Origin of the sequence: Pseudomonas sp. 2(2015) (assembly GCF_000955865.1) — a bacterium.
In the GTDB taxonomy this organism is placed as follows: domain Bacteria; phylum Pseudomonadota; class Gammaproteobacteria; order Pseudomonadales; family Pseudomonadaceae; genus Aquipseudomonas.
The window spans coordinates 146,643-169,926 of the sequence record NZ_JYOF01000021.1 but is presented as its reverse complement, the minus strand read 5'-3'; the positions used below and the strand labels follow the sequence as shown (position 1 = coordinate 169,926).

The following is a 23,284-nucleotide window of genomic DNA, read 5'->3' as shown; positions in this document are numbered from 1 at the left end:
ATTAAATAGCCTCCACCGATGTTGTAACTGAGGCATGGGGACGGATTTCGAATCCGTTTTTGCCATCAAATCTTTCTATGAAAATTTGAAAAACCCCGAAAATCCAATGCGTTAAACGGACATTAACGCAACACCATTCCAGACGTATTGGGAATCTATTCCCTCAGGCGCTATGACGGGAAATCCTAGTGACAATTGTCCGGTAAAAAAGCTGCAAGAGCCCGCTCCAATTCAATTATGGCGACTTCCACCTCATTAACGGCCTGATCGAGCTGCTCAGACGATGCTTCTGGGTCAGCGCATGCAGCCTCCATGCGCCTGCAGGACTCTACCAACTGCTCTCCCTTCACCACGCGGGCAGCTCCTTTAATTCTGTGAGCCAGCTCCCCTAACTTATCCGTCTCACCGTTATGGAACAGGGCTCTCAGCGACTGACTATCTCTACGATTGTTCTTGATCAACTCCTTGAGTATTTCGCGAAACTTTACCCTGTCATTATCGATGAGCAGCTCCAGAGGGGCCAGATCGACCAGTCGCAGCGATTCTGGAGCCATCAATGGCAGTGCTGGCGAAGGACACGCGCTCTCTATTTCCCGATCCTGGTGCAACGCCAACAATCTCGCATCCAGCTCGTCGAGAGCGATTGGCTTGATCAGACAATCATTCATACCCGCTTGGATGCACTGCTCAATTTCTTCCGGCTGTGCATCTGCTGTGAGGCCAATAATCACCGTGGACTCAAGTCCTTGCTCCTGTTCCGCCTTGCGAATTTCACGGGTGAAGTCAGCACCATTCATGATCGGCATGTGGCAGTCGGTGATAATGATATCGAATGGCTGTTCGCTCCAGCGCTTGTAGGCCTCCTGGCCATTTTCCGCCTCGGTGGCGTCGTGGCCGAGATAATTCAGTTGCTCGTGTAGTACCTGGCGATTGATCCGGTGATCATCCACTACCAGCACTTGCAAGCGCTGTCTGTGCCTTATCTGAATCAGCGCAGGCACCGGGCTCACGGCAATGCGTTCTAGGACCTGCAGGCGCATTTCGACATCAACCCGGGTACCACGCCCCAGGGTGCTAGCCAGCTCCACCCTGCCCCCCATCATTTCGCATAGCGAACGACAGATCACTAGGCCCAGGCCCGTACCTTCGGTCTGTTGCACATTGCGCTGCGCCTGGACGAAAGGTCTGAACAAGCGCTGCTGGTCATTAGGGCTTATGCCAACGCCGGTGTCTTCCACGCTGAGGTGAACGTTGAGCAGGCTAGCATCGACCAAAAACCCGGAAATACTAATCTTAATCGAGCCTTCTTCAGTGAACTTGATGGCATTGCTGATCAAGTTGGAGAGAATTTGCTTGAAGCGCAGGGCATCGACCAGCACATCACAGTTAATGCTCGAATCGATGTCGAGGATTAGTGGCAGGCGCTTTTGCCTGGCCAGTCCCTCGAACACCCTGGCCACCGACTCGATCAATTCGCGCAAGTTGGCACGCTTGGGCGACAGACTAAGTCGTCCGGATTCGATGCGTGCAATGTCGAGAATATCGCCGATCAACTCCAGCAAGCTTTTTGCCGAAGTATGGGCGATTTCAATGCTGGCGCGGTCGATCGGCTGGGTTTCAGCGCGCTTAAGCGCCAGTTCAAGGATGCCGATTACGGCGTTCATCGGCGTGCGAATTTCGTGGCTCATGGTCGCCAGAAAGCTGGTCTTGGCGCGGCTGGCGTCATCCGCGTGAGCCTTCGCTTCTCGCAATTGCTCCACCAACTGACGGTGCTCGGTGATGTCCAGCCAGCCACATATAACCCCCTTTATCTCACCTTTGGAGTCCTGAAACGGTTGCACCCAGTGGTTGATCCACGTCTCCCTGCCCTGGAGCTGAATGGCATGTACCGACTCGATAGTTTGACCGTCGCGCATCGCCTTAACGTAGTTGCGATGAAAGTCAGGGAGACTCTCGAAGTTTTCCTTGGGTAGCTGGCGCACCGTTTTGTTTAATACCTGCTCAGCCCTTAAGCCGACACTTTTCAGGTAACTGCGATTACACGAGAGCATGCGCCCCTTGAGATCACGCACGTACAGCGGTGGTGGCATGCAATCTGTCAGCGTTTCAACAAACTGTAGTTGATCGTTGAGCATTCGCTCGGCCTTGAGCCGAGCCCTGATCTGACGAAGTAGGTAAAACACCCAGACCAGTGATAACAACAGCAATAGCGAAGCACCTACAACTATCTCGGTAATCCGCCGCTCGTAATCCACCCAGGTCTGACCACTCATGCCCGGTGGCGAGCGCCAGCGGTTGGCTATAGCATTAATCTCATCAGGAGCCACGCTCTGAAAGACTTGGTCAATGATAGATTGCAGCTCAAAATCACTGCGGCGCATTGCAAAATTAACTGTCGCCGGGCCAAGATCGAGTACCAGGTTGATGGCCAGCTTGTCGCGAAACAACCGCTCAATGTAATAGCGCGCCGCAGGCATCGCCACTACGGCGGCATCCGCCTTGCCTTCATAAAGCCAATTCATCGTGTCGAGTGAGCCGCCTGCCTCGACCACTACCGCTTCAGGGTAACGCTTTCGCAACTGCTGTATAGCCACGTGCCCTGTCGGTATCGCCACCCGTTTGTCCACCAGGTTCCCTAGTTTGCCTTGCTCGTCAACAGTGCTGAGCAGCACAAATGGACTAGCAAGAAACGGCCTGGAAAAGCGCAGGGTCTCTTCACGCTCGGGGCTTGCAGTCATAAGGGCAAGATCGGCCTCCCCCTTGTGCAACGCCTCGATAATCTGCGGGAAGCCTCCACTGCGTGAAATCACCTGAAAGTGTAGGCCTGTACTCAGGGTGATGACTTCGAGTATGTCGGCGACCCCGCCGGAAAATACCCCGCTGGAATCGAAATAGGCACCCGGGGCCAAGTCATCATTGATTACCAGTCTTACTACAGGGTGACGCTGTATCCAGCGTGATTGCTCTGTAGTCAGTGCGAGGGGGGCTTCGCTGGGGATGAAGCCGTTGCCGATCCAGCGCTTGGCCGTATTGCGCAGCTGATCTTCACCAATGGCCTTGATGGCGACGTTGATTAACCGCTGCAGACGTGTGTTGTCCAACTGCAAGGCATATGTGTAACCGCCGACGTCCAGGTCGGTGAAGCGCTCAAAATGCAAATAACCATAAAACGCGCGATTGAGAAGGTAATAGGCACTGTACAGATCATCCAGATAGACATCGGCTTGACCAAAAGCAGCAGCAGCAACGGCTTTGTCATGGTCTGCGTAGACTCGAAAGTCGGCCCGGGGAAAACGCTGTATCAACTCGCGGCTGTGTTCTTCACTAATAGCCACGCGCAAGCCGGCTAGGTCAATTGGCGAATGCCTAGGTTCGACATTGCGCTTAAACAAGGCCAATCGGTCCCGGGCGTAGGGCGCACTGAACAGCAGATCCTTACGCGGCCTCAAACTGCCGTGAATACTAATCACATCGACACTACCGGCCTGTAATGCCTGAATTGCATCCTTCTCATTGGCAAAAGCCACGATCTTCACCTGCAAGCCCAATAGCTGCGCGACCATGGCGGTTACATCGGCGCTGATACCCTCGTACAAGTTGTCTTCGGCATTGATCGAGAACGGCGCAGATTCGGTTGCCGACACACCGACCTTGAGTTCAGCCTTGTGCCGCAGCCAGCTCCAGTCTTCGGTCGAAATCATCATATCGTGATGATCGACCCGCAACTGGCTGGACAGCACCTGAGAAGCCAGAGGTCCGGCAGCAGACACCAGCGGCGCGCTGTTCAGCAGCAGACAGATGGACAACCATAAGAAACGTAGACGCATGTGAAGTAAACAACCGAAAGAGCTTGATGATTGCCGCCAAGAGTGGCGCAATAGTAGTTGAAAGTGTTTACCGCCGCCCGTTCTTCAGACGCCGCTTAGCAAATTGCGCTGCTTGCAGAGGTCGATAAAATGACTTTCCGGCATCGGCCGGGCAAACAGAAAGCCCTGGGCAAGGGTGCCGCCTAATTCAATCAGGCGCTCCTGTTGCTCAATAGTCTCTACTCCTTCGATAACCAACGAAATGCCTAACGCCTGGGCTAGCGTCACAGAACAACTGATGATCGCAGCGCTTTTGGGCTGACTTTGCATCTTGCGCACAAACGCACGATCAAGCTTGATCTGGCTGAATGGCAGCTCACTGAGTCGATCCAGAGAAGAATAGCCGGCGCCAAAATCATCCATCGCCAAGCCGCAGCCGAGCATACGCAACCGCACCAGATTCTCAAGGCTGCTTGCCGGTGCACTGATAAGCCCAGACTCGGTAATTTCGAACATCACGCTTGCCGCCGACACATGCGATCGTTTGATCAGCATCGTGATGCGCTCGGTCAGCGCGGCGCAGGCCAGCTGTGCCGGATGCAGGTTGAACGCCAAGTTGATTATTTGCCCCTGTGCAGCTAGCTTTTGCTGCAGGGCCAGGCCCTGCTCGAACATCTGCCAGAACAGTCGGTTGACTAGGTTGTGCTCTTCCATCACCGGTAAAAAATGCGCGGGGGACAGCACACCCCATTGGGGGTGGGCCCATCGCGCAAGCACTTCGGCGCCGGCCAGTAACTGTTCCTTCAGGGTGACCTTGGGTTGGTAAAAGGCCTCGAACTCACCATTGTCCAAGCCCTGCTGCACCTCGCTGAGGGTCGGTAGCTCGGCAGGCGACAACACCCTGGGGACGGCACTGCAGTGTTCCCGGTAACGTTTGACTACTTGTCTGAACCCCTCCAGTCTGAACGGCTTGCCCATATCGCCCAAAAAGTTCAGGCCCAGGCACTGGATCATCGCCACCGTGGCCTGACGCAAAACCGGGTCCAGCTCGCTGCAAAGCACCACAGCGCCGATTTTGCCGCTGCTACTGGCATGCCGAAGAAACGCCAAGCCATCCATGCCGGCCATTTTCAGGTCACAGAGGGCAATGTCCACAGCCTCGCAGGCGGACAGCACAGCAACCGCCTCAAGGCCGTCTGCCGCTTGTAGAATAGGTCCCGGCAGCACTTTTTCTAGCGCAGTCACAGTGACCAGACGCTGGAAGGGGTCATCCTCCAGCACCAGAACAGTCATGTCTTGCATCGAAGGTTTACACGCACGCAATTGAAGGAGACACATTGTGCAAGGCGCAAATCCTCCATCTCTATGGGAGATTTCCTCTACTCTCTAGGAAATTTCCGAAGCTGAGCTGACAGCAAGTACAGCACTGTCCTGCACCGCTAATGGTGTTAACCTTCTGCTGACTAGGCTGTACCGCTCCATAACAAGTGCGTTCTCAAGGTAAATTCACACTATGCATAGCGTTCTGATAGTTGACGATCATCCGGTCATTCGACTCGCCGTCCGGGTCCTACTGGAAAAGCACGGCATGCGCGTGGTAGGTGAAGCTGACAATGGCGTCGATGCGGTTCAGCTGGTACGCGATCTCACCCCACAAGTGGTCATTCTCGATATCGGCATCCCCAAGCTTGACGGTTTTACCGTTATTTCCCGGATTAAAGCTCTGAAAGTGCGTAGCGAGATTCTCATTCTGACCTCGCAACCTGCCGATTCGGTGTGCCGACGCTGCATCCAGCTAGGAGCTCGTGGTTTCGTCAACAAAGAAGAAGACCTTGGCAGCCTGATTACCGCAATCAAGGCAGTGGATGCTGGCTATAGTTTCTTCCCCACGCTGACGTTTGACAGTGTAAATACTGCGGAGCAGCTATCAGAGCTTGAGCTGATTCGATCATTGACCGATCGGGAAGTGACGGTTTTGCAATATCTGGCCCAAGGCTACTCCAACAAACAGATTGGCGACATGCTATTTCTCAGTAATAAAACTGTGAGCACCTACAAAACCCGTCTATTGCAAAAACTGGGTGCCGCGTCACTGGTTGACCTCGCTGAGTTCGCCAAACGCAATGCACTGACCGGCACTTAACTGACCTGTAGGAAATTTCCTAGGCCGGCATCAGCAACGTCCTACTCACTTCTTCCCTCTCCACTCCTAGACTTGCTCCAGCTCAACGGTACACAGATACCCGAGCAGAAAGAGTGTTCCATCGAGTCCCCTTCAAGGGCTTAAATATCAATACTAGGAGTATCAGATGAAAGTTAGTTCGTTGGCTGGCGCAATCATTGCCGCTACCCTTGCTGTAACCTCTGCAGCAAGTTTCGCAGCCGATAAAGGTCACGGAAGAATCACCTTCGAAGGTTCGATTATCGATGCGCCTTGCTCTATTTCTCAAAAGTCGGCCTATCAGACAGTCGAGATGGACCAGATCTCCAACGTTGCCCTGAAGAACGGCGGTAAATCCCATCTGACTCCATTTAAAATCGACTTGATCGGCTGTGAGCTTGGCACTCTGAAATCCGCCACCGCCAAGTTCACCGGTTCGCCAGCAGGCAACGCTGACCTATTGGCCATCCGCGGCTCCGCCCGAGGCGCAAGCCTTGCGATTGCCGACCATACTGGCACGCTGATCAAGCTCGGTACCGATTCACCTGCACAGCCGCTGTCCGATGGCAACACCTTCCTACAGTTCAACGCTTATCTGCAGGGAGACATGGAGACTCCAGCAGGTGGTGGCACAGCAGTACCGGCAGCTATCGTTCCCGGCACCTATGAAACCTTCGCCAACTTCACCCTCGACTATCAGTAACACGCGTCGTCATTGAGGTGACCAGGAGCACACAGCCAGTGTGTGCTCCTGGGTGCTTGCGGAGGTTTACATGATTCGCTCAACCGCCGTGCTACTAATACCGCTGGCGCTGTTCAGGCTTGGTGATCCCGCTCGTGCCGCTGAGCCATTGCCTGGAGATGCGCTCAAGGGGCGAGTACAACTGCTAGGAAGCATTGTCGACAGCGCATGCAGCATCCGTGTGGGCAATGCCAATCAGGCCATCGCTTTTAAACCGACTGCACTGAATGGACTGGTGCGTGGCGCTGCCTCTAATCAACAAACCTTGAACATTTACATCAGCGATTGCATTTCTTCGAATTCAAGCGCCGATGGCGATCCCTCACAACGCTTCCGACTGACATTTGAAAGCGAACGTGAAGGAAAACACTTCAGAGTTCAGGGCGCTGCCCGAGGCATTGCATTACAGATAAAAGATCAACAAGGGAAGTTGATTTCACCTGGAATGCTACTCGAGCACAGCACAACGTCTACGGACACGCTGATGCTTAATTACTCGATGAATCTCGTCGGTAGCGGACATGCTCTAGAACCAGGCGATTATCACGCCACGATCAAGCTGAGTATTCAGCACTTCTGAAATGCCAATACTTATTGTGCAGTAGCGCTCAAGGATTTAGTCACGTGGATCATCGTAAGGTACTAGCTGCCACTGCAATGTACTTTGTGGCGGCGTGGGCAAATGCGGCCGAAGAATTCCAATTCAACACCGATGTACTCGACGTCAAGGATCGTCAGAATCTTGATCTAGGGGTGTTTGCCTCGGCCAACTTCATCATGCCTGGTCAATATACCCTGCTGGTACAAGTGAACCGCGATACGTTGAGCGAGTTCCCCATTGCATATTTTCCTGCCCAAGACGATCCGAAGAGCAGTGTTGCCTGTCTTTCGCCGGCGCTGGTCAGCGAATTGGGTTTAAAGGAGCAGGTTGTCAAAACCTTGACCTGGTGGCACGACGGCGCCTGCCTTGATCTCAGTAGTGTTCCAGGCATGCAAGCACGCGGCGACCTGGGCACTTCGGGGTTGTACCTGAGCATTCCCCAGGATCAGTTGGAATACACGGCGGCTAATTGGGATCCACCCTCGCGCTGGGACGAAGGGATTTCCGGAGTGCTGCTCGATTACAATTTCAACGCCCAGACCACTGATCGAAAGAGCGGAAAAGGTCGAAGCGACAGCCTCAGTGGCAACGGTACCGCCGGCGTCAACTTAGGCGCCTGGCGTTTGCGTGGTGACTGGCAAAGCCAGATGCAACGCAGTACTGGCCAGCCATCTCAAGAGCAATTTTCCTGGAGCCGCTTTTATGCGCTGCGTGCCGTGCCGTCACTGCGCTCGAGCCTGATTCTTGGCGAAGACTACCTGGACTCGAGCATGTTCGGCAGTTTCCGCTACACAGGCGGCAACCTGAGCAGCGACGATAATATGCTGCCCCCCAACCTCAGGGGCTACGCCCCCGAAGTCAGCGGCGTAGCGCGTACCAACGCACGCGTGGTAATTCGCCAGCAAGGCCGAGTGCTCTACGACACCCAGGTTCCGCCGGGTGCTTTTCGAATACAGGATCTCAACGATGCGGTTTCTGGCCAGCTTGATGTGCGCGTCGAAGAACAAGACGGTAGCGTCCAGGAGTTCCAGGTGGACACTGCCAGCATCCCCTACCTCACCCGTCCGGGCACAGTGCGCTACAAGCTAGCAGCCGGCAAACCCTCCGACTGGGAGCATAATATTGATGGCCCGGCCTTCGCCACCGGGGAGTTTTCCTGGGGCGTGAGCAATGGCTGGTCGCTGTATGGTGGCGGCCTCGGCGCCAAGGACTATAGCTCACTGGCCGTGGGCGTGGGCCGCGACCTGATGGCCTTCGGTGCGCTGTCATTCGATATCACACAGTCGCGGGCGACGCTGCCGGAGCACAATACGCTCAGCGGCAAGTCCTACCGTGCCAGCTATTCCAAGCGCTTTGACGAGTACGACAGCCAGGTCACATTCGCCGGTTACCGGTTCTCCGAGGAGAACTACATGAGCATGAACGAATTCATCGAAACTCGCCGGGGCGGCCAGCCGCTGAACCAGAGCAAGGAGCTTTACACCACAACGTTAAGCAAGCAGTTCCGCGACTACTCGCTCGGCGTGTACCTCAACTACAACCACCAGACCTACTGGAACAGCCAGGCGAGCGATCGTTACAGCCTGTCACTGTCGCGCTATTTCGATGTGGGGGGCTTGAAGAACCTTAGCCTGTCGCTGACCGCGTACCAGAACAAGTCAAACGGAATCTCCGATGACGGCGCCTACCTGTCGGTCAGTATTCCCTGGGACAGCACCGGTTCATTCAGTTACAGCTCATCGGTCAATCGCGGAGAAAGCGCCCACAGCCTAAGTTACTACGACAGTCTCGATGAGCGTAGCCGTTACATGCTCAGCACCGGCAAGGCCTCAAGCGGAGCAACCGCCAGTGGCTACCTGTCTCATGATGGTGACCAAGCCCAGGTAGTGGCAAGTGCCAGCTACCAAGCCGGTGAGTACACCTCGGCCGGCCTATCCCTGCAAGGCGGCGCCACGCTGACCGGCCAGGGTGCGGCACTGCACCGTAGCAGCGTGCTAGGTGGCACCCGGCTGCTAGTTGACACCCAGGGGGTGGCAGGCGTCCCGGTGCGCGGTAACGGCGGGGTTAGTCGCACCAACCGCTTCGGCAAGGCGGTGCTTACAGACGTCAACAGTTATTACCGCAACCAGGCCAACATCGCCCTAGACGACCTGGCCGACGATGTCGAAGCTACTCGGTCAATTATTCAGGCCACGTTGACAGAGGGCGCGATTGGCTACCGCCGCTTCGATGTGATCGCCGGCCACAAGGCCATGGTCATCATTCGCATGACCAATAGCAGCGCCCCGCCCTTTGGGGCGACCGCAAAGAACAGTCGCGGCCAAGAAACCGGCATTGTCGGCGAAGAAGGATCGACTTACCTGAGCGGCATGAAGCCGGGCGAAACCATGTCGGTGCATTGGGACGGCGCCGCGCGTTGCCAGATCACCCTGCCCGACCGAGTTACATCGCTTGAGCGACAACTGGAGCTGCTTTGTCAGCCCGTCAGCGAAGCGGATAGCTCCGCCGCTTAATCTTTTCAACAGGTACCTTTATGAATTTCAGCTCCATGCGTAACACCCTGCCCCTGCTCGCCTTAATCGGTGCGTGTACCGCACAAACCAGCCTGGCTGCCGTTTCACTGGACCGCACCCGGGTGATTTTTACCGGCAGCGAAAAATCTGTCAGCCTCAGCATCAGTAATCAGAACGGCCAATTGCCTTACCTAGCCCAAGCCTGGATCGAGAACGAACAAGCCGAGAAAATCACCAGTCCGCTGGTAGTAGTACCGCCGATCCAGCGTCTGGAAGCAGATGCCAACAGTCAGGTGAAGATTCAAGGCCTACCTGAACTGAGCCAGCTCCCCCAGGATCGCGAATCGCTGTTCTATTTCAACCTGCGCGAAATTCCGCCACGCAGCGATAAACCTAACACCTTGCAAATTGCCCTGCAGACGCGGGTCAAACTGTTCTATCGGCCGGCGGCAATTGCTCCAAAGCGCGGGATGAATGAAGCACCCTGGCAGGAAAAACTCACCTTGACCCGCCAGAACGACCGCTATCTGCTCAGTAATCCGACACCCTATTACATCACTGTCATTGACGCGACGCGCGCCCCCAAGAGCGACACTGTAACCGGTTTCAAACCCTTAATGATCGCCCCCAAAGCCCAGCAGGACCTGGGTTTGAGCAGCAAGGCGCTGGGCGAAAAACCGGTACTGACATACGTCAATGACTACGGCGGTCGCCCGCAATTGCAGTTCAGCTGTTCGGCTAGCACCTGTACTGCCAGTCCCGTTGACAATAAACACTGACTCCCGAGCCCTGTTGTATCAAGTGAGTGCACACCATGATGCCTGGAACCCGTAGCTGCCTAGCAGCCTTGCTCTACAGCGCAAGTGTTTCAACCATGTCTCACGCCGCTGGCACCCTTGCGCAAACGGCCGAGGTTCAAGTGACCGGGACTTTGCTTGAAAGCGCCTGCTATTTGGACCCGCGCTCCACCTATCAGACCCTGTCGCTGGGCGACCTGAGCACCGCCAGACTGTTGCGCGTGGGCGACCAAGGTACTCCTGTGGCCCTGCACCTCAAGCTGCAGGGCTGTGTGCGCAGTGACGGCGGTAGGCGGGATAATCAGCATGGAACCCTTGTCTGGAGTGCCATCGAGCCGGTCCTAGCGCTTACGTTTAACGCCGTGGCCGATGTCGACAGCCCCGAACTCATCAAAGTGGTCGGGGCCGAGGGTTTCGGATTGCGCCTGTTGGATATCCAGGGCCGCGACGTGCGCCTGGGCCGAACCGCCCCGGCCTGGTTCGTCTCGCCAGGCGATAACCAGCTGACCTATTACATCCGCCCTGAGCGTACAGCGGCTCCCTTAAGCCCAGGCGACTTCCGCGCCAGCCTGAATGTGAGCCTGGCGTATGACTGAGGCACCTTCAATGACTATCGTACGATCCACACTGCTGGCCATCTTGCTCGGTTGTGCATTCACAACGCACGCTGACGAGCAGCAGGTGGTGACGATCGAAGGTTTCGTATATGCAGCGATTCCTTGCGTGATCAATAGAGACAAGCCCATCACTGGCCCCTTTGGCGATGTGCAGACCGCAGGCATCGATGGCAAATACAAGACCATTAGCCTGAATTACGATCTCGACTGCAGCCGCTCGGCGACCAATGAGCTGCGCATGCAGGTACGCGGTGACCCTGCTTTCGATCCCGCGCTGCTGGTGGTACGGGGCTATGACAATCTCGGCATTGCGCTAAAAAAAGATGGTGCGCCGCTTGCACTTAATACTTGGGCTGAATTCGACTCCCGCAAAAAACCGAAGCTACAAGCCGTCCTAGTTAAGCGAGGAAACAGTGTGGTCCAAGCCGGCAGCTTTAATGCTGGTGCAACCCTAGTGGTGGATTATCGATGAATATCCTACGGTTTTTTTTTCTCATCATGACAGTCGTGACTATGCCCCTGCAGTGCGTTCGGGCGGAAAACATGAAATTTACCGGCAACCTGCAGGCACCACCCGCGTGCACCGTCAGCGATAAGGGCGGGCGTATCGACGTGCGCTTCGAGCGCAATATCGCGGTCAATCGCATCGATGGCGAACGCTATCGCCAGGTGATTCCTTATCAAATCGAGTGCCCGGGGGCGGCCGGTGCCGGTATCACCTGGCACATGCGCTTGACTCTCCATGCGGATGACGCCGTCCACTTCGATCCTACCGCGCTCAAAACCTCGGTGAACAACCTAGGTATCAGGGTGTTACTGAATGGTACCGCACTGATTCCCAACCAACCGCGGGAAATCGATGTTTACGCATCGAAACCACCTCTGCTGGAAGCTGTACCGGTCAAACTTACCGGCGCGGCGTTGCCCAGTATCGGCTTCACCGCTTCGGCGCTATTGATGGCCGAGCTCTATTAGGAGGATTTATGGGCAAGTGGGCTATGACCCTGAGCGCCTGGTTTGCCGCCAGCCTTTGGTTGCCTACGGCGCAGGCAGAAGACAATCTGCACTTCTCCGGCACCCTGGTAAATGAACCTTGTGTACTTGTAGCGGAAGACGAACTGTTCAAACTGAACTTCAAGTCCGTGGTCAACAAGGACCTCTATCTCAACGGCAGAACATTGGGGTACCCCATCGACCTGCGCCTAACAAACTGCGACCTGGACGTAGGCAAGCGCATGGTCAGCATCACCCTCAGCGCAAATGGCAACGAAAGCACCGAGCCCCCTGGGCTACTCATGCTCGAGAGCGCCACTGTCCACGGCCTGATGGTGGGGCTTGAGACCACCAGTGGCACGTCCATGCCTTTGAACAAAACCCACCGCATGGGAGAACTATCCAGCGGCGACAACGTAGTCAGCTTCAAGGCTTACCTTCAAGGTGAGCCCGAGGTGCTGGCCAATCGAACCCTTGGGTTAGGCGACTTTACAGGGTCCCTGACTTTTGCCTTGAGTTACGAGTAATTACCTTGAAAATACCTTACGCAACTGCGCTCCTCAGCGCCCTGTCATTTCTGCTGCTATGCGGTGCTCCGATGCAAGCACAAGCTGCTATTGTCATTAATACTACTGAAACTCAATACGAGCCGGGTGGAGTGCGTTATTCCTTTACAGTGCAAGACTGGTCCCAGGATTATGGAGAGACTAACCCTTGCATGCAGTACGCGCCGGGTGAAACGATCTGTAGAGTTTCGATTGCCGTAAACAAACGCCCTGGAATCTATGACCCAGTAGGGTGGTACTATAGGACTTGGGAGCTGCCAGTTAAAACTGGTGGCAGCGCGTCTTTGTACCTTCTGTACTTAGATTTACTTGGCCTGGGTCAAGCATTCTGGATACCACTGAGTTCTTCGATTTTAGTTCCATATCAAAACGCTGGCAATGAACTCTGCGTCACTTTTACCTACTCGAAAGTCGGGAACGGCGCTGGAGGGGACAAAGGTCTTTTCGGTCCATGCACTCGTGTTGCTACGCCGCCGCTGAAGTGCGAGATCAAGGGCAACCCCACGATCAACCATAAAAATCTGCCTGACAATGCCCTGGACGGTGTAAAGGCCTCGACTCAACTCTCCTTAAAGTGTCTAGGTCCGGCCAGCGTTACAGTCTCGGCATCCAGAACAAACAGTTTCGGCGTACAACTTAGAAGCGACAACAGCCTGTATTCGAAAATCACGGTAAACGGCAAGGATGCGACGGAAGGTATCAATATCCCAGTGGACGGTGGACTGGCCAGTCCACTGAACATCACCTCGACTCTGGTTACCCGCGGGACCGTCCTACCGGGTGCATTTTCCGGTTCCACGGTGATTACCGTTTCTCCGCCTTGATATAGGTGAGAGAGCAACCAGGTGTAAAAGCGCTCTATTACCGTCGTCACTATCCTGTAAGTCGGTCGCGGGCGCTTTACCCCGCACTCAGAAACTTCTCCCTCCGCAACTAGTTGCCTCCTAATAATATTTAGAACTGCTTATCCATCGCCCCTGAGCGCTCTCGCAAAGTTTTGGTTGAAATAAAAGCCGACGCATTTAATAGCTGGCGAACACTGACCTAATGCAACGAGCGTGCAGGCCCGCCAAGCGACCGCAACTGGTACTCAGTAACAGTTTGGTACAGCGACTCGGACTTCAGCCTCAGGCGTTCGATTTCTGCCGCTGACTCACCGGCGTCTAGGGCAGCTTGGTAGCGCCGCTGTGCATCGATGGCCTGCTGAATCAGCGGCTCGCCAGCCTCAACAACTCCCGCCAAGGTCTTCTTCACGCTACCGCTCCGCCTGTTTGATCAGCGCAGTATAGGACGCCTCGCACGCGAGCCCAGCTATTCTCGATCTGTCATACGCTTTCGCCAGCTCTCCCGCTCGGGCATCAGCCCGTGCGAGCAGGTCGGAGAGCACCATGGCGGCGCGGGTGGCTGCCTGGCTTCGGGCGGCAGCGGTGGAATCTGCGGTGCGCTTACCCGCGGCGGCGGCATATCGGGCTGCATCGTCGTGCAGGCGCTTGCCAGCAGCATCGGCGCCATCAGCGCCAGCAGCTGCAGTGTGTTCTTGTTCCCGGGCATTTGCTCTCGCCTCTTCCTGTGCCGCTGCGCGGCGTTGCTCTTCACTGCGGGCCCTGGCCTCTTCCTGCGCCCAGGCCTGCTGATCACCTGCATCGCGGACGGCCCAGCGGGCCTGCCATTCGGCATCCATGGTCGAGCGGCCGTGTTCGTAGGTGCCCCAGAACGCCCAGAGCACCAGCGCCAGCGATGCCGCTGTGCGCCAGGTGATCACGCCAGCACCTTCAGCGCGCGGTCATACAGGGCCTTTCGCTCAGCGGCGCCGTGCGGTACCCGGCCAGGCTTGCCGGTGTTGATCACGCTGCCGATGTCCCGGAAGCGGCCGGCGTCGGCCAGCTCGTTGAGGCTGTGGGTCGACCACCACCAGGCGGCGGACAGGGCGGCGTGCTCCGGCTGCTCGAGCAATTCGGGCTGTTCTTCCAGTGGCAGGGCTAGGCCGGCGCCGGCGCCGGCATAGTTCCCCCGACCGGTGAGCTGGATCAGGCCGCGTCCACGGTACCGCCAGCCGTCCCCCGGGCGAGTGTTGCCCATGCGCCCGCTGTACACGATGTTGGCGATCTTCTCCGGCTGCCGCGCGCAGGCGGCTGCCGACTCCGCGGTGAACCGGCTGGGCCAGATACGCACCAGCGCCTCGGCGCTGTAGTTCAGGCTCTCCACCAGGTTGCGCAGCTGGCCCGACTCATGGCCGACCTGAGCCAGGAAAGCCGCCACGCGCACCGGGCTGTCAATCTTGTAGCGCGCCATGGCCCGGTTCAGTGCAGGCAAAAAAATGCCCGCGACTGGGCGGGCGTTCGGGAGGATCTGCAGAAGTTGCTGCATTGTGATTGGCATGACTTTCAAACCTCGTACTACAGAAAAGAAAAAGCCCCGACGATGCGGGGCTCTATTGGGTGTGTTCCGTCTCTTGTGGCGGCGGCGCGGTAGCATCGTCGGGGCTTGGCGGCCAGTCGATTGACAAGGGGTAATCGGGCTGCTGGTCCAGGCGATTCAGGGCGATGCGATAGCGCTTCCAGGCCAGCAGCGCTTCCTGCTCATGCGCTGAGGCCTCGCCGAGGTCTACCGCATCCTGCAGGGGCGCGATGCGCTTCGAGGCATAAGCCAACTTCTCTTCGCGCAAAGCCAGCCCTTCGGCGCGGATACTCTCGTTCTGCGCCACGGTATCCAGTACCCAGGCGTCGCCGTCCCAGTAATAGAATTCGCCTGGGTATTCCTGGCGGGTCAGTTCGGGAGGCAGCTCGCCAAGGGCGCTGTGCTCCGTTGCATTGCCGGTAGCCACCTCGTAAACGGTGCCCCGGTTGTCCTCAACCAGGGCCCAGACGTTGCGGGCCAGATCACGAACCACGGCATGGCCGGGCACGGACCCAGGCGGCGTATCAAGGTAGGCATACGCCGGAATCAACCAGTGCTCGGCGTCGAGCGGGTCCGGGTCTGCGAAACCCTGGCCGATGTACTGCAGGGTTTCAGGGTGTGCGTTGTAAATGATTGGAGCGTCCATTAGAGGCCTCTTCAGTATTTGATACAGGCAAGCAGCGCGATGTTGCGCGGGCGCGCTTCGTTGCCGCCATCTGCGTGAATCGTTACGCCGTGAACGTGGTCACCCACAGCAGCCGCAGAGCCAACCACGGGGTGCGCGTGGTTACCACCAGAAGAAGTGAAATTCCTCCATGCAGTAACCCCGGCGGTGTTGCCCGCCAGCGATGCAGCGGTTTCTCCCGGGGCGATGCTACCGAAGCCCCCCACCCCTACCAGGTCAGCGGCGTTTGCGACGGCGGTGGCGGTTCCGCTCACAGAGTGGGCATGCCCACCGGCAGCGGAAACCGTACCGCCGTGCACGTGATTCGCGTTCTGGCTGGCTTGAATTGAGGCAATTAGGCGCCCCGGGTCAACACCACGCCCATCGTCGAAGCCGCGGATAAACTCCCCGCGTAGGTCCGGTACGTTGAAGGTGCTGTGGCCATCGCCGGCACCGCCAAACACCCTGATTGCCGCGAACAACGCCGCATAGGTGGTTCGACTGATCACCGCACCGTTCGCCTTGAGATAGCCGGGCGGCGGAGTGTTCGAGGCGAAATAAACAATGGTGCCAGGTGGCGTGTTGTTGTCGAGCCGCGTCCAGGTATTCCACTGCTCCCCGTAGCAGCTACGGGCATAGACGGCATTACCCTGGTCGTACTGGATGGCCAACTGAGAGCGGTTCGCTCCCGGGGCCAGGTACCCGTAAAACGTCGTAGTGATATGCCAGTAGTGCTTGTCATCCGGCGTGTTGGCGTGATTGGTCAGAATCACCTGATTCACGGCCAGGTTGGGGTCTTGATCGACCGGCCCCTGATTCATGCCACTGGCTGCCGTGAGTGCTGCAGCCAGGCCTGAGATGTCCGCCATGGCATGGGTGTGCGACGCCGCTGCAGCGCCCAGGGTGCCCCGCGCTGTTGCACTATCAGCGGCGCCGAGAAGCCCGCGCATCAGTGCCGACAGCGGCGCCATAGCGAACTGATCAACGCCGGTGCTGAAAATGATCTGATTTGCTGCAGTGCTCAGCGCTGCCAGAGCCGACAGGGTGTTATCCATCGGCTGCTTACTTGCCAGCGCGTTGGTCATCGTCGTGGCAAAGTTTGGGTCGTTGCCCAGTGCGTTTGCCAGCTCGACCAGCGTGTCGAGCGCACCAGGGGCGGCGCCGATCACGCCATTGATCACGCTTTTAACCCAGGCGGTGTTCGCAATCTGGGTGTCATTCGCCGCCGCTGCAGCGGTCGGCACTTTCGGTGCGCCGGTAAAGCTCGGGCTGTCGAGCGGTGCCTTGCTGGCCAGCGCGGTATTGATTGCCTCCAGGTCAGCGATAGTCAGTGCCCGCGACCACTTCATTGACTCGGGGCCTCCCGGGGGCTTGGCGAACTCGCCAAACCAGACCCGGTGCCCGTATTCAAAAACGATAAAGTTCGTCATGTCGGCACGCGGCGTGCTGGCAATAACCCCCAGCAGCACCGAGCCCGTTCCAGCCGGAGCGTTGGGCGTCGGCGCCGACGTCCCCGCACCGTTTGCCTGGTAGAAGCCACCCGGCACAATTGCCTTGAAGTCAGGCAGTGCCGGCGCTTTCGTGGCGTCCAAGCCCACTTGGCCAATTTTCAACGCATCGGTAATGCCCATGCCGGCGAGCGTGTCCGGGTTCGATGCACTCAGTACGCGGCCGTCAGCGGCTACCTTGACCTTGGTGTACTCACCTGCAGCCACTCCAGTACGCCCCAAGGCCGGGGCGAAGTTCAGCGGGGTGCTGCCCAGCGTCGGCGGCACCAGGTTGGTCAGCTGCCAGGTAGTGCCGCCGTTGGCCGTGCCGCTCTGCACAGGCACCAGGTGGCCCGGGATACATTCAACGCTTTCGTTGGCGTCCTGAGCCCGCACCCAGGCCCCGGCAGCGGCGGTGTAGATCCAGTTCTGTGCCGCGTTGGCTTGGTTCTTCACCAACACCCGGTCCCCGGCCAACACGCTCACGCCATCAATGTTCTGCAGGCCGCTCAGGGCGATAGGCCCCGTGGTCGCGCAGCGTACCGAACGCTTGGCATCGGTCGCGGTGATGGTCTGAATCGCCTTGAGCAGCTGGCTCAAGTCGCCTTCGGTCGGCGTCATGCCGGCCGAGAGGATCACGTTCAGGATCTCTTCCGTGACAGCGTTGCCCCAATGCGCCGGGATCAGCGAACCGATCTGGCCGAGGGTTGGGTTTTCGTCCACAAACTTGCCGTCCACCAGGCCAACGCCGGGCGTACTCTTGGGGTAGTCCATCAGGGTTTATCCGTATTGAATGAATTCGAGGGTGTGCGCCGGCGCCGAACGCCTGATCACACATTCCAGGGCGCCGCTTGGGTTCATCCCGAAGCGTTGCCCCCAGTAGCTCGCGCCAAAGCGGCGCCCGAGGCGCAGGCGCGGCCCGGTTTCTAGGGTCCACATAAACTGGGCGGTCCACGTCCCGAAGTGCGCGGCGCCAAAACGCGACCGGCCAAAGCGTGGTGCGCTGTGCTCGACCACCCGGGCCTGCATGTAACCCAGGCTGAAAGCCAGCTCGACAAAGTACGCCGGCGTCTGGCCGCCGACCTCGACCAGCCGGCGACGCACCGCCAGTTGCCGGTCATCGAAGGTCGGCGACTCGCCCAGGCAGGGATCAGGCAGTTTCATGACCCGTTCCCAGTCCGGTACCAGCTCGCGCACGGTGTCCGGCTCGCTCTCGGTCAGCAGGTCCGCCACCCGCAAATCCTCGCGGGCCAGCTCCTGGGCGGCGGCAGCCAACAACGCGTCCACCTGCGGGTTAAGCTCACGGTCCCAGGCCGGGCCCGGGGGCAGTAGCGCGCGCAATTGCCCGTGGTAGTCCTCTGCCGTCCTTACAGCCACAGCACACCCCCATAGGTCAGCAGCTCATGGGCGGCGGCCGATACGTTGCCCACCGGCGCAGTCAGGGTGTGGTCCCGCTCGCCGGCGGCGCCGCTGATTGCTTCGCTGATATGCGTGGCCAGCAGCTCGGCGCCCAACTCCGACTCGCGGTTGTGCAGATCGATCAACGCCGCTTCGACCGCCCGCCGCACCGCGCTGCTGTCGGGGGTAACCTTGAGCTGGTACTGAACCGGCTTTTCCGCCGGCGGCAGCACGTACACTTCAGCCGTTACCGGCCGTTCTTTCTCGATGTAGGCCGCCACCTTCGCGCAGGCCTCGGCGTTGGGGATGATGTCGATATCGCCGTCACGCACAAAGAACACCCCCACCGTGCCCGGGCCCATCCAGCGGCGCACCACCCAGGCCCGCGTCACCCCGGCCACCTCAAGCGCCCAGGTGACGTAATCGTCCTTACTGCCGCCGTGCGGGATCACCTGATAAGAGCGGATCACCCGACCGCGCAGCGTCTCGATACTCTCCTGCTCGGTACCGCCCTGCAGGCCGGGTTCCTCAACGGTAAAGACCTCATTGAGCCCGAGCACCGGGCTGATAAGCCGTAGCGTGGTACCGGCCGGGGTGTTGCCCAGCAGGCCGGCTTCCAGGGCTTCCAGCTTGGCCACGCCCTGGGCGGCGCTCAGCTTGACCGTGGCCACCACCCGAAAGCGTGCGCCGTCATCACGCTGCAGCAGCGTGCCGGCATCGAGCAGCGCCGAGACGGCCCCGGTAAAGGTCGCGGTACCGCTGGCCGCTACTGCCGCCAGGCGGTCACGCTTAAGCCGCGCGCGGGCCATGCGGCGCAGTGTGTCTTCATCGGCCGTGTCGGGCAGGATCTGCGCGGCGATGTATTCCTGATGCCCATAGCGGGCAAAGGAGGCGCCGCCCAGCACCCGGGCCAGCACCTCCGCGTCAGACCGTAGCAGCGCGCTGGAGCCCGCCAAGTCGGCCTGCGCCCGAGCGATCAGCCCGGGTAATGTCGGGGTTTCAAACGGCATTGATCACCTGCCAAAGATTGTCGAGTTTCAGGTCTATGGCGGTGCCGTCCTTCATCGACAGCACCACCAGCATGTTCAGCCGGTCCACCCCGCGCGCGGTCGTTACGCTAACGCTGGTCACCCGCCCGTCCTCCAGCATCCAGGCCAGCGCCTCCCGGGCGAAGGCCGCCGCGTCGCGCTCGGTGTCGGCGGTCAGCGTGCGCCGGCGCAGTTGCCACAGCCGCGACCCAATGCGGTCATTGGCCAAGGTGGGGAAGCTGTCGCCCCACCAGCCATACCGCTCGCTGTCGTCCAAGCGGTCGTCAGCCTCGGCGCGGCGCCAGGTCAAAAGGCTGATCACCGCCGCCCGGCGCCAGGCGCTTTCGCACGCGTCGTCATTGAGCAATGCCATATCAGCCCTCCGGTACCGGCTTTTTGTCCGAGCCTTCGTGAACGTGCAGGGATGTGCTCACGCCGGCGGCGATCTGGTCGCCGGCCGATTCGATGCGTCCCGTGGTGCGAATGACCGGCGTGTCGAACTCAACCGCCGTTTCCGCCTTGACCTTGAGGGTCAGCGTGCTGACCTCGATCACGCGGTCACGCTTGAAGTGCAGGTAGTCGCCTTCGTCGGTGTACAACGCCACCTCGCCGCTTTTGAGCCCCTGCAGGCGAAAGCGCCGGTCGGACACACAAATCACTACCCCATGCGAGCGGTCGCCGTTCAGAAAGGCCGCCAGGGCCTCCGCGCCGGGCTTAGGATTTGAAGTCAGACCGTAGGTTTCGAAGTGCTCCATGCCGTCTTTCACTTCATCAGCAGTCAGCCGCATTTGCAGGCCCTGCATCTTGCTGCCGGCGTTCACCAGCGACAGCACGCCCCGGGCCAGGAAGTTTTTAAATCCACTCATGTGCCAGGCTTCCAGTCAGCGGGGATCAGGTATTCGAAGTTGTCCGCCTTGCCGCCCTTCTTCAGCTTGCGGGCTTTGTGCGGGTCTTTCGGTTCGGGGTCGAAGGCATCCGGCGGGCCTACGGTGATGTTGGCCACCGTGCCGTTCTCGTCCAGGCTGTATTCGATTTCGCTGATCAACATGTCGCGGTCGATGCCGATCAGGTCATCGACCACCCGCACGACCATGTTGGGCAGCCATAGCGCGCCGTTGGACTGCCGCCACCCCTGCACCTTGTATTGCAGGGTCAACGCCTTGCCCATACGGTTGCCGCGTTCCCAGTTGGCCCGCGCCTCGGCGAGCGTCGGCGTCATCTGGCCGCTTTCGTGGATCAGCAGCACCCGCTTACGCGTGGCGCGCGGATCATTGACCGACGCCCTCACCTCCGAGGCCTTTTCGCCGAATTCCTCATCGGTGCCCGAGCGCTGGCCGGTCACCCGGTATTCAGAGAACACCCCGGAAAAGTCCAGAGCGGCCGAGCCGGTGAGGATGTTTTGCCCCAGCTCCAGGCGGTCAACCGCACGGCCGGCACTCCCCGGCCGGATGATCACCAAGCGGCCGCGGGCATCGTCGGTCGAGAGCAGCCGGGAAAGCGTCAACAGGCGGTCAATCGACTCGAACACCGTTTCTCCCGGCTCGATGCTGTGATCGGCCAACTTCGTGGTTTCGGCGGCCTGGCTCAGCACCTGCACCCCGTAGGGTTCGGCCAGGGCTTGGACGATCTTTTGCACGCTCTGCCCGCGCCATTGCCCGGGCTTGTTGATCGCAGAGCAGTCGACCAGATCAGAAGTAACCGAGCGGCCGGCAATGGCCCGATTGACCGACTTGCTGTCGTAGCTAACCGGTGTGCTGTAGATCCAGCCCGATAGCACCAGGTCATCACCAATGCGCACTTGGCAGTAGTCGCCCTGGCGCACCGGTATTTCGGTGTCCTGGCCGGGCCAGCGCCAGGTAACGTCGAGCTTGAAGTCTCGGCTCTGCCGCTCGATCCCGGCGCTGATGCTGACTTTCGTCCAGCCGCGATAATCCAGGCCGTTCACGCTCAGCGTGACAGCGTTCAGGTTGTCCATGGGTTTAATCCTGGGCGACGGTCAACACACCCGGCGGCAGGAAGCCCGGGTGTATGGCCTTGTTACGCGTAACGATTTCGCCGGCGCGCGTGGCGTCGCCGAAACACTGATAAGCCAGCACCAACGCCGGCAAACTTTCCTGCGTCGTCACCTCGGTCAGGCGAACGCCCGAACGGGCCACCTCGGTCAGGTGCCCGGTAACGTGCTTGCGCACGGCTTCCAGCACCTCAAAGTGATCATGCGATGCGGTCTGCGCCGCCTCCCACAGCGCGGCACCGATGGCGTCACGAATCAGCACCACCTCATCGGCTGCCGGCACCTCCGGGCGCTGGATCGGCGCCGCCACCTGCTGGGCCAGGGACGGGCTACCCGGCAGCGGCGCCGGCGCAGCGATCACCGGCATAACCGCCGCCGTGCGCGCGGCCAGCACCAGCAAGGCGTCGCGCACCAGCTCGCGGGCCGCCTTGACGACTGCGACCGTAGCCGCGCCGCCGGCGGTGTTGCTGATCGATTTGTCGGTAGCAGCCTCGGCGGCCAGCGCCCTGGCCGTTTCGACTTGGCCGGTGATATCCCGGGTTGCCGTCACGAAAGTGGTAAAGACCGGCTCAACCTCAGCCAGGCCGGCGACCGTGCGGGCAAACTCCGGGTCGGCCTCGAGGCCGGCCGCCGCGCTGCCGCTGCCGCCCCCTCCACTGCCGCCGCTACCACCGCTCGATCCGCCACCGCCGCCACCCGTGCCGCCAGTGCCGCCAGTGCCGCCAGTGCCGCCGGCACCAGAGCCAGAAGCGCCACTACCAGCACCACCCGACGACCCACCGGCACCGCCCGAGCCGCCCGACGACGGCGCCCAGCGGTAGCCCGAGGAACGCGAATGGCCGCCGATATCGGCAAACTGCGCCCGGATCATCGCGGCGAAGTTGCCCGGGGCGTTGATCAGCATGTCAGCCAGCGCCTCGACGGAACCGACCAGGGCGACCAGCTGGCCGAATTCCTGATAGATCGCCATCTGAATGCCGGCAATGCCGTTTTGCAGGGCCACCACCGCCAGGCGCGCCCGATTTACCACCGACATTGCTGCCTTGTATCGACTGATTGCCGACTCAAGCAGGGTTTCCGATGATTCCTCAAGCTGCCGAGCGGTGTTCGGCACCCCGGCCGGGAAACCCTTCTCCCCGGCTTCGATGAACACCAGGTCAAAGCGCGCCATACCGCCTTCGCGCCGCTCGTGGGTGACCTCGCAATCCCCCGCCGTTACGTTCATGCGCCCAAACCAGGGGTGCACCAGCTCCCCCGGGCCCGGCTCATCCAGCGCTTTCAGAAGGTCGTCACGCTTTATCAGGTAGTCATCACCAATGACAAAGGCCGTTAGCTTGGTCGTCCGCGTGCGCCGGCCCATATCCTCAACCAGCGGCTTGTCCCGCTGGGGATACTCATGCAACTGCGTGCGCCGGCCGACCGGCATGGCGTCGCTGTCCACATGAAACGGCACCCCGCGAAAGGATGCCGGGTGCAGCTCATCCCGCCAGGTTCTTTCCATTG

Annotated in this window: 23 protein-coding genes; 10 read left to right on the top strand and 13 right to left on the bottom strand. The window is 59.2% G+C overall.

Annotated features, from left to right (window positions below; translation table 11 throughout):
• Positions 1 to 185 precede the first annotated feature (185 nt).
• Together UB48_RS24270 and UB48_RS24265 are read right to left on the bottom strand one after the other, a co-directional pair.
• Positions 186 to 3,827, bottom strand: coding sequence for a transporter substrate-binding domain-containing protein (locus tag UB48_RS24270; protein ID WP_045201475.1), 3,642 nt, complete (start codon positions 3,825 to 3,827; stop codon positions 186 to 188).
• Positions 3,828 to 3,911: 84 nt separating this feature from the next.
• Complete coding sequence (locus UB48_RS24265; protein ID WP_045201473.1) at positions 3,912 to 5,108, bottom strand: EAL domain-containing protein; 1,197 nt, start codon at positions 5,106 to 5,108, stop codon at positions 3,912 to 3,914.
• Between the two features lie 211 nt (positions 5,109 to 5,319).
• On the opposite strand from UB48_RS24265, the gene UB48_RS24260 reads away from it, so the two are divergent.
• From UB48_RS24260 to UB48_RS27810, 10 genes are all read left to right on the top strand, one after another.
• Positions 5,320 to 5,949, top strand: coding sequence for a response regulator transcription factor (locus UB48_RS24260; RefSeq protein ID WP_045201471.1), 630 nt, complete (start codon positions 5,320 to 5,322; stop codon positions 5,947 to 5,949).
• A gap of 166 nt (positions 5,950 to 6,115) precedes the next feature.
• Positions 6,116 to 6,670 carry a fimbrial protein gene (locus tag UB48_RS24255; protein ID WP_045201470.1) on the top strand — a complete coding sequence of 185 codons (555 nt, stop codon included), beginning with the start codon at positions 6,116 to 6,118 and terminating at the stop codon, positions 6,668 to 6,670.
• Between the two features lie 70 nt (positions 6,671 to 6,740).
• A complete protein-coding gene (locus tag UB48_RS27815) occupies positions 6,741 to 7,289 on the top strand; it encodes a fimbrial protein (protein WP_156160240.1) in 549 nt (182 codons plus the stop codon).
• 44 nt (positions 7,290 to 7,333) lie between these two features.
• Positions 7,334 to 9,823 carry an outer membrane usher protein gene (locus UB48_RS24250; RefSeq protein WP_275560737.1) on the top strand — a complete coding sequence of 830 codons (2,490 nt, stop codon included), beginning with the start codon at positions 7,334 to 7,336 and terminating at the stop codon, positions 9,821 to 9,823.
• A gap of 35 nt (positions 9,824 to 9,858) precedes the next feature.
• Positions 9,859 to 10,602, top strand: coding sequence for a fimbria/pilus periplasmic chaperone (locus UB48_RS24245; protein ID WP_045201519.1), 744 nt, complete (start codon positions 9,859 to 9,861; stop codon positions 10,600 to 10,602).
• Between the two features lie 95 nt (positions 10,603 to 10,697).
• Complete coding sequence (locus UB48_RS24240) at positions 10,698 to 11,216, top strand: fimbrial protein (protein ID WP_045201468.1); 519 nt, start codon at positions 10,698 to 10,700, stop codon at positions 11,214 to 11,216.
• A gap of 10 nt (positions 11,217 to 11,226) precedes the next feature.
• Complete coding sequence (locus UB48_RS24235) at positions 11,227 to 11,709, top strand: fimbrial protein (RefSeq protein ID WP_052676570.1); 483 nt, start codon at positions 11,227 to 11,229, stop codon at positions 11,707 to 11,709.
• A 71-nt stretch (positions 11,710 to 11,780) separates the two neighbouring features.
• Positions 11,781 to 12,212: a pilus assembly protein gene (locus UB48_RS24230; protein WP_177329182.1), complete on the top strand. Its 432-nt coding sequence runs from the start codon at positions 11,781 to 11,783 to the stop codon at positions 12,210 to 12,212.
• A gap of 8 nt (positions 12,213 to 12,220) precedes the next feature.
• A complete protein-coding gene (locus UB48_RS24225; RefSeq protein ID WP_045201466.1) occupies positions 12,221 to 12,757 on the top strand; it encodes a fimbrial protein in 537 nt (178 codons plus the stop codon).
• Between the two features lie 71 nt (positions 12,758 to 12,828).
• On the top strand, positions 12,829 to 13,620 hold the full coding sequence (locus tag UB48_RS27810; RefSeq protein ID WP_156160238.1) for a hypothetical protein: 792 nt from the start codon (positions 12,829 to 12,831) through the stop codon (positions 13,618 to 13,620).
• 220 nt (positions 13,621 to 13,840) lie between these two features.
• Here the strand turns inward: UB48_RS27810 and UB48_RS24220 are convergent, their stop codons facing one another.
• Genes UB48_RS24220 through UB48_RS24165 form a run of 11 tightly spaced genes read right to left on the bottom strand, consistent with a single transcriptional unit; the run spans position 13,841 to position 23,282 of the window.
• Positions 13,841 to 14,050, bottom strand: coding sequence for a hypothetical protein (locus UB48_RS24220; protein WP_045201465.1), 210 nt, complete (start codon positions 14,048 to 14,050; stop codon positions 13,841 to 13,843).
• Position 14,051: 1 nt separating this feature from the next.
• Positions 14,052 to 14,558: a DUF2514 family protein gene (locus UB48_RS24215; RefSeq protein ID WP_045201464.1), complete on the bottom strand. Its 507-nt coding sequence runs from the start codon at positions 14,556 to 14,558 to the stop codon at positions 14,052 to 14,054.
• Positions 14,555 to 15,175 carry a glycoside hydrolase family 19 protein gene (locus UB48_RS24210; protein WP_045201463.1) on the bottom strand — a complete coding sequence of 207 codons (621 nt, stop codon included), beginning with the start codon at positions 15,173 to 15,175 and terminating at the stop codon, positions 14,555 to 14,557. The genes UB48_RS24215 and UB48_RS24210 overlap by 4 nt, the downstream gene beginning before the upstream one ends.
• A gap of 52 nt (positions 15,176 to 15,227) precedes the next feature.
• Positions 15,228 to 15,839, bottom strand: coding sequence for a tail assembly chaperone (locus UB48_RS24205; protein ID WP_052676568.1), 612 nt, complete (start codon positions 15,837 to 15,839; stop codon positions 15,228 to 15,230).
• Positions 15,840 to 15,850: 11 nt separating this feature from the next.
• The gene (locus UB48_RS27135) at positions 15,851 to 18,118 is read right to left on the bottom strand and encodes a tail fiber protein (protein WP_052676567.1); all 2,268 of its coding nucleotides are present in this window, start codon (positions 18,116 to 18,118) and stop codon (positions 15,851 to 15,853) included.
• A gap of 6 nt (positions 18,119 to 18,124) precedes the next feature.
• Positions 18,125 to 18,721, bottom strand: a complete 597-nt coding sequence (locus UB48_RS24190; RefSeq protein WP_045201462.1) for a YmfQ family protein — start codon at positions 18,719 to 18,721, stop codon at positions 18,125 to 18,127.
• Positions 18,712 to 19,752, bottom strand: coding sequence for a baseplate J/gp47 family protein (locus UB48_RS24185; protein ID WP_045201461.1), 1,041 nt, complete (start codon positions 19,750 to 19,752; stop codon positions 18,712 to 18,714). The genes UB48_RS24190 and UB48_RS24185 overlap by 10 nt, the downstream gene beginning before the upstream one ends.
• Positions 19,742 to 20,137, bottom strand: coding sequence for a phage GP46 family protein (locus UB48_RS24180; RefSeq protein WP_177329188.1), 396 nt, complete (start codon positions 20,135 to 20,137; stop codon positions 19,742 to 19,744). Before UB48_RS24180 ends, UB48_RS24185 begins: the two co-directional genes overlap by 11 nt.
• A gap of 7 nt (positions 20,138 to 20,144) precedes the next feature.
• The gene (locus tag UB48_RS24175) at positions 20,145 to 20,636 is read right to left on the bottom strand and encodes a phage baseplate assembly protein V (protein WP_045201459.1); all 492 of its coding nucleotides are present in this window, start codon (positions 20,634 to 20,636) and stop codon (positions 20,145 to 20,147) included.
• Positions 20,633 to 21,745 carry a phage baseplate assembly protein gene (locus UB48_RS24170; protein ID WP_045201458.1) on the bottom strand — a complete coding sequence of 371 codons (1,113 nt, stop codon included), beginning with the start codon at positions 21,743 to 21,745 and terminating at the stop codon, positions 20,633 to 20,635. Before UB48_RS24170 ends, UB48_RS24175 begins: the two co-directional genes overlap by 4 nt.
• A gap of 4 nt (positions 21,746 to 21,749) precedes the next feature.
• Positions 21,750 to 23,282 carry a DNA circularization protein gene (locus UB48_RS24165; RefSeq protein ID WP_045201457.1) on the bottom strand — a complete coding sequence of 511 codons (1,533 nt, stop codon included), beginning with the start codon at positions 23,280 to 23,282 and terminating at the stop codon, positions 21,750 to 21,752.
• Between the last annotated feature and the right edge of the window lie 2 nt (positions 23,283 to 23,284).

Coding starts and splice junctions, on each gene's coding strand:
- UB48_RS24230 (WP_177329182.1), top strand. CDS start 11,781: ATGAAATTTACCGGCAACCTGCAGGCACCACCCGCGTGCACCGTCAGC.
- UB48_RS24165 (WP_045201457.1), bottom strand. CDS start 23,282: ATGGAAAGAACCTGGCGGGATGAGCTGCACCCGGCATCCTTTCGCGGG.
- UB48_RS24245 (WP_045201519.1), top strand. CDS start 9,859: ATGCGTAACACCCTGCCCCTGCTCGCCTTAATCGGTGCGTGTACCGCA.
- UB48_RS24240 (WP_045201468.1), top strand. CDS start 10,698: ATGTCTCACGCCGCTGGCACCCTTGCGCAAACGGCCGAGGTTCAAGTG.
- UB48_RS24205 (WP_052676568.1), bottom strand. CDS start 15,839: ATGGACGCTCCAATCATTTACAACGCACACCCTGAAACCCTGCAGTAC.
- UB48_RS24185 (WP_045201461.1), bottom strand. CDS start 19,752: ATGCCGTTTGAAACCCCGACATTACCCGGGCTGATCGCTCGGGCGCAG.
- UB48_RS24265 (WP_045201473.1), bottom strand. CDS start 5,108: ATGCAAGACATGACTGTTCTGGTGCTGGAGGATGACCCCTTCCAGCGT.
- UB48_RS24255 (WP_045201470.1), top strand. CDS start 6,116: ATGAAAGTTAGTTCGTTGGCTGGCGCAATCATTGCCGCTACCCTTGCT.
- UB48_RS27815 (WP_156160240.1), top strand. CDS start 6,741: ATGATTCGCTCAACCGCCGTGCTACTAATACCGCTGGCGCTGTTCAGG.
- UB48_RS24235 (WP_052676570.1), top strand. CDS start 11,227: ATGACTATCGTACGATCCACACTGCTGGCCATCTTGCTCGGTTGTGCA.
- UB48_RS27810 (WP_156160238.1), top strand. CDS start 12,829: ATGCAAGCACAAGCTGCTATTGTCATTAATACTACTGAAACTCAATAC.
- UB48_RS24270 (WP_045201475.1), bottom strand. CDS start 3,827: ATGCGTCTACGTTTCTTATGGTTGTCCATCTGTCTGCTGCTGAACAGC.
- UB48_RS24170 (WP_045201458.1), bottom strand. CDS start 21,745: ATGGACAACCTGAACGCTGTCACGCTGAGCGTGAACGGCCTGGATTAT.
- UB48_RS24210 (WP_045201463.1), bottom strand. CDS start 15,175: ATGCCAATCACAATGCAGCAACTTCTGCAGATCCTCCCGAACGCCCGC.
- UB48_RS24175 (WP_045201459.1), bottom strand. CDS start 20,636: ATGAGTGGATTTAAAAACTTCCTGGCCCGGGGCGTGCTGTCGCTGGTG.
- UB48_RS24260 (WP_045201471.1), top strand. CDS start 5,320: ATGCATAGCGTTCTGATAGTTGACGATCATCCGGTCATTCGACTCGCC.
- UB48_RS27135 (WP_052676567.1), bottom strand. CDS start 18,118: ATGGACTACCCCAAGAGTACGCCCGGCGTTGGCCTGGTGGACGGCAAG.
- UB48_RS24225 (WP_045201466.1), top strand. CDS start 12,221: ATGGGCAAGTGGGCTATGACCCTGAGCGCCTGGTTTGCCGCCAGCCTT.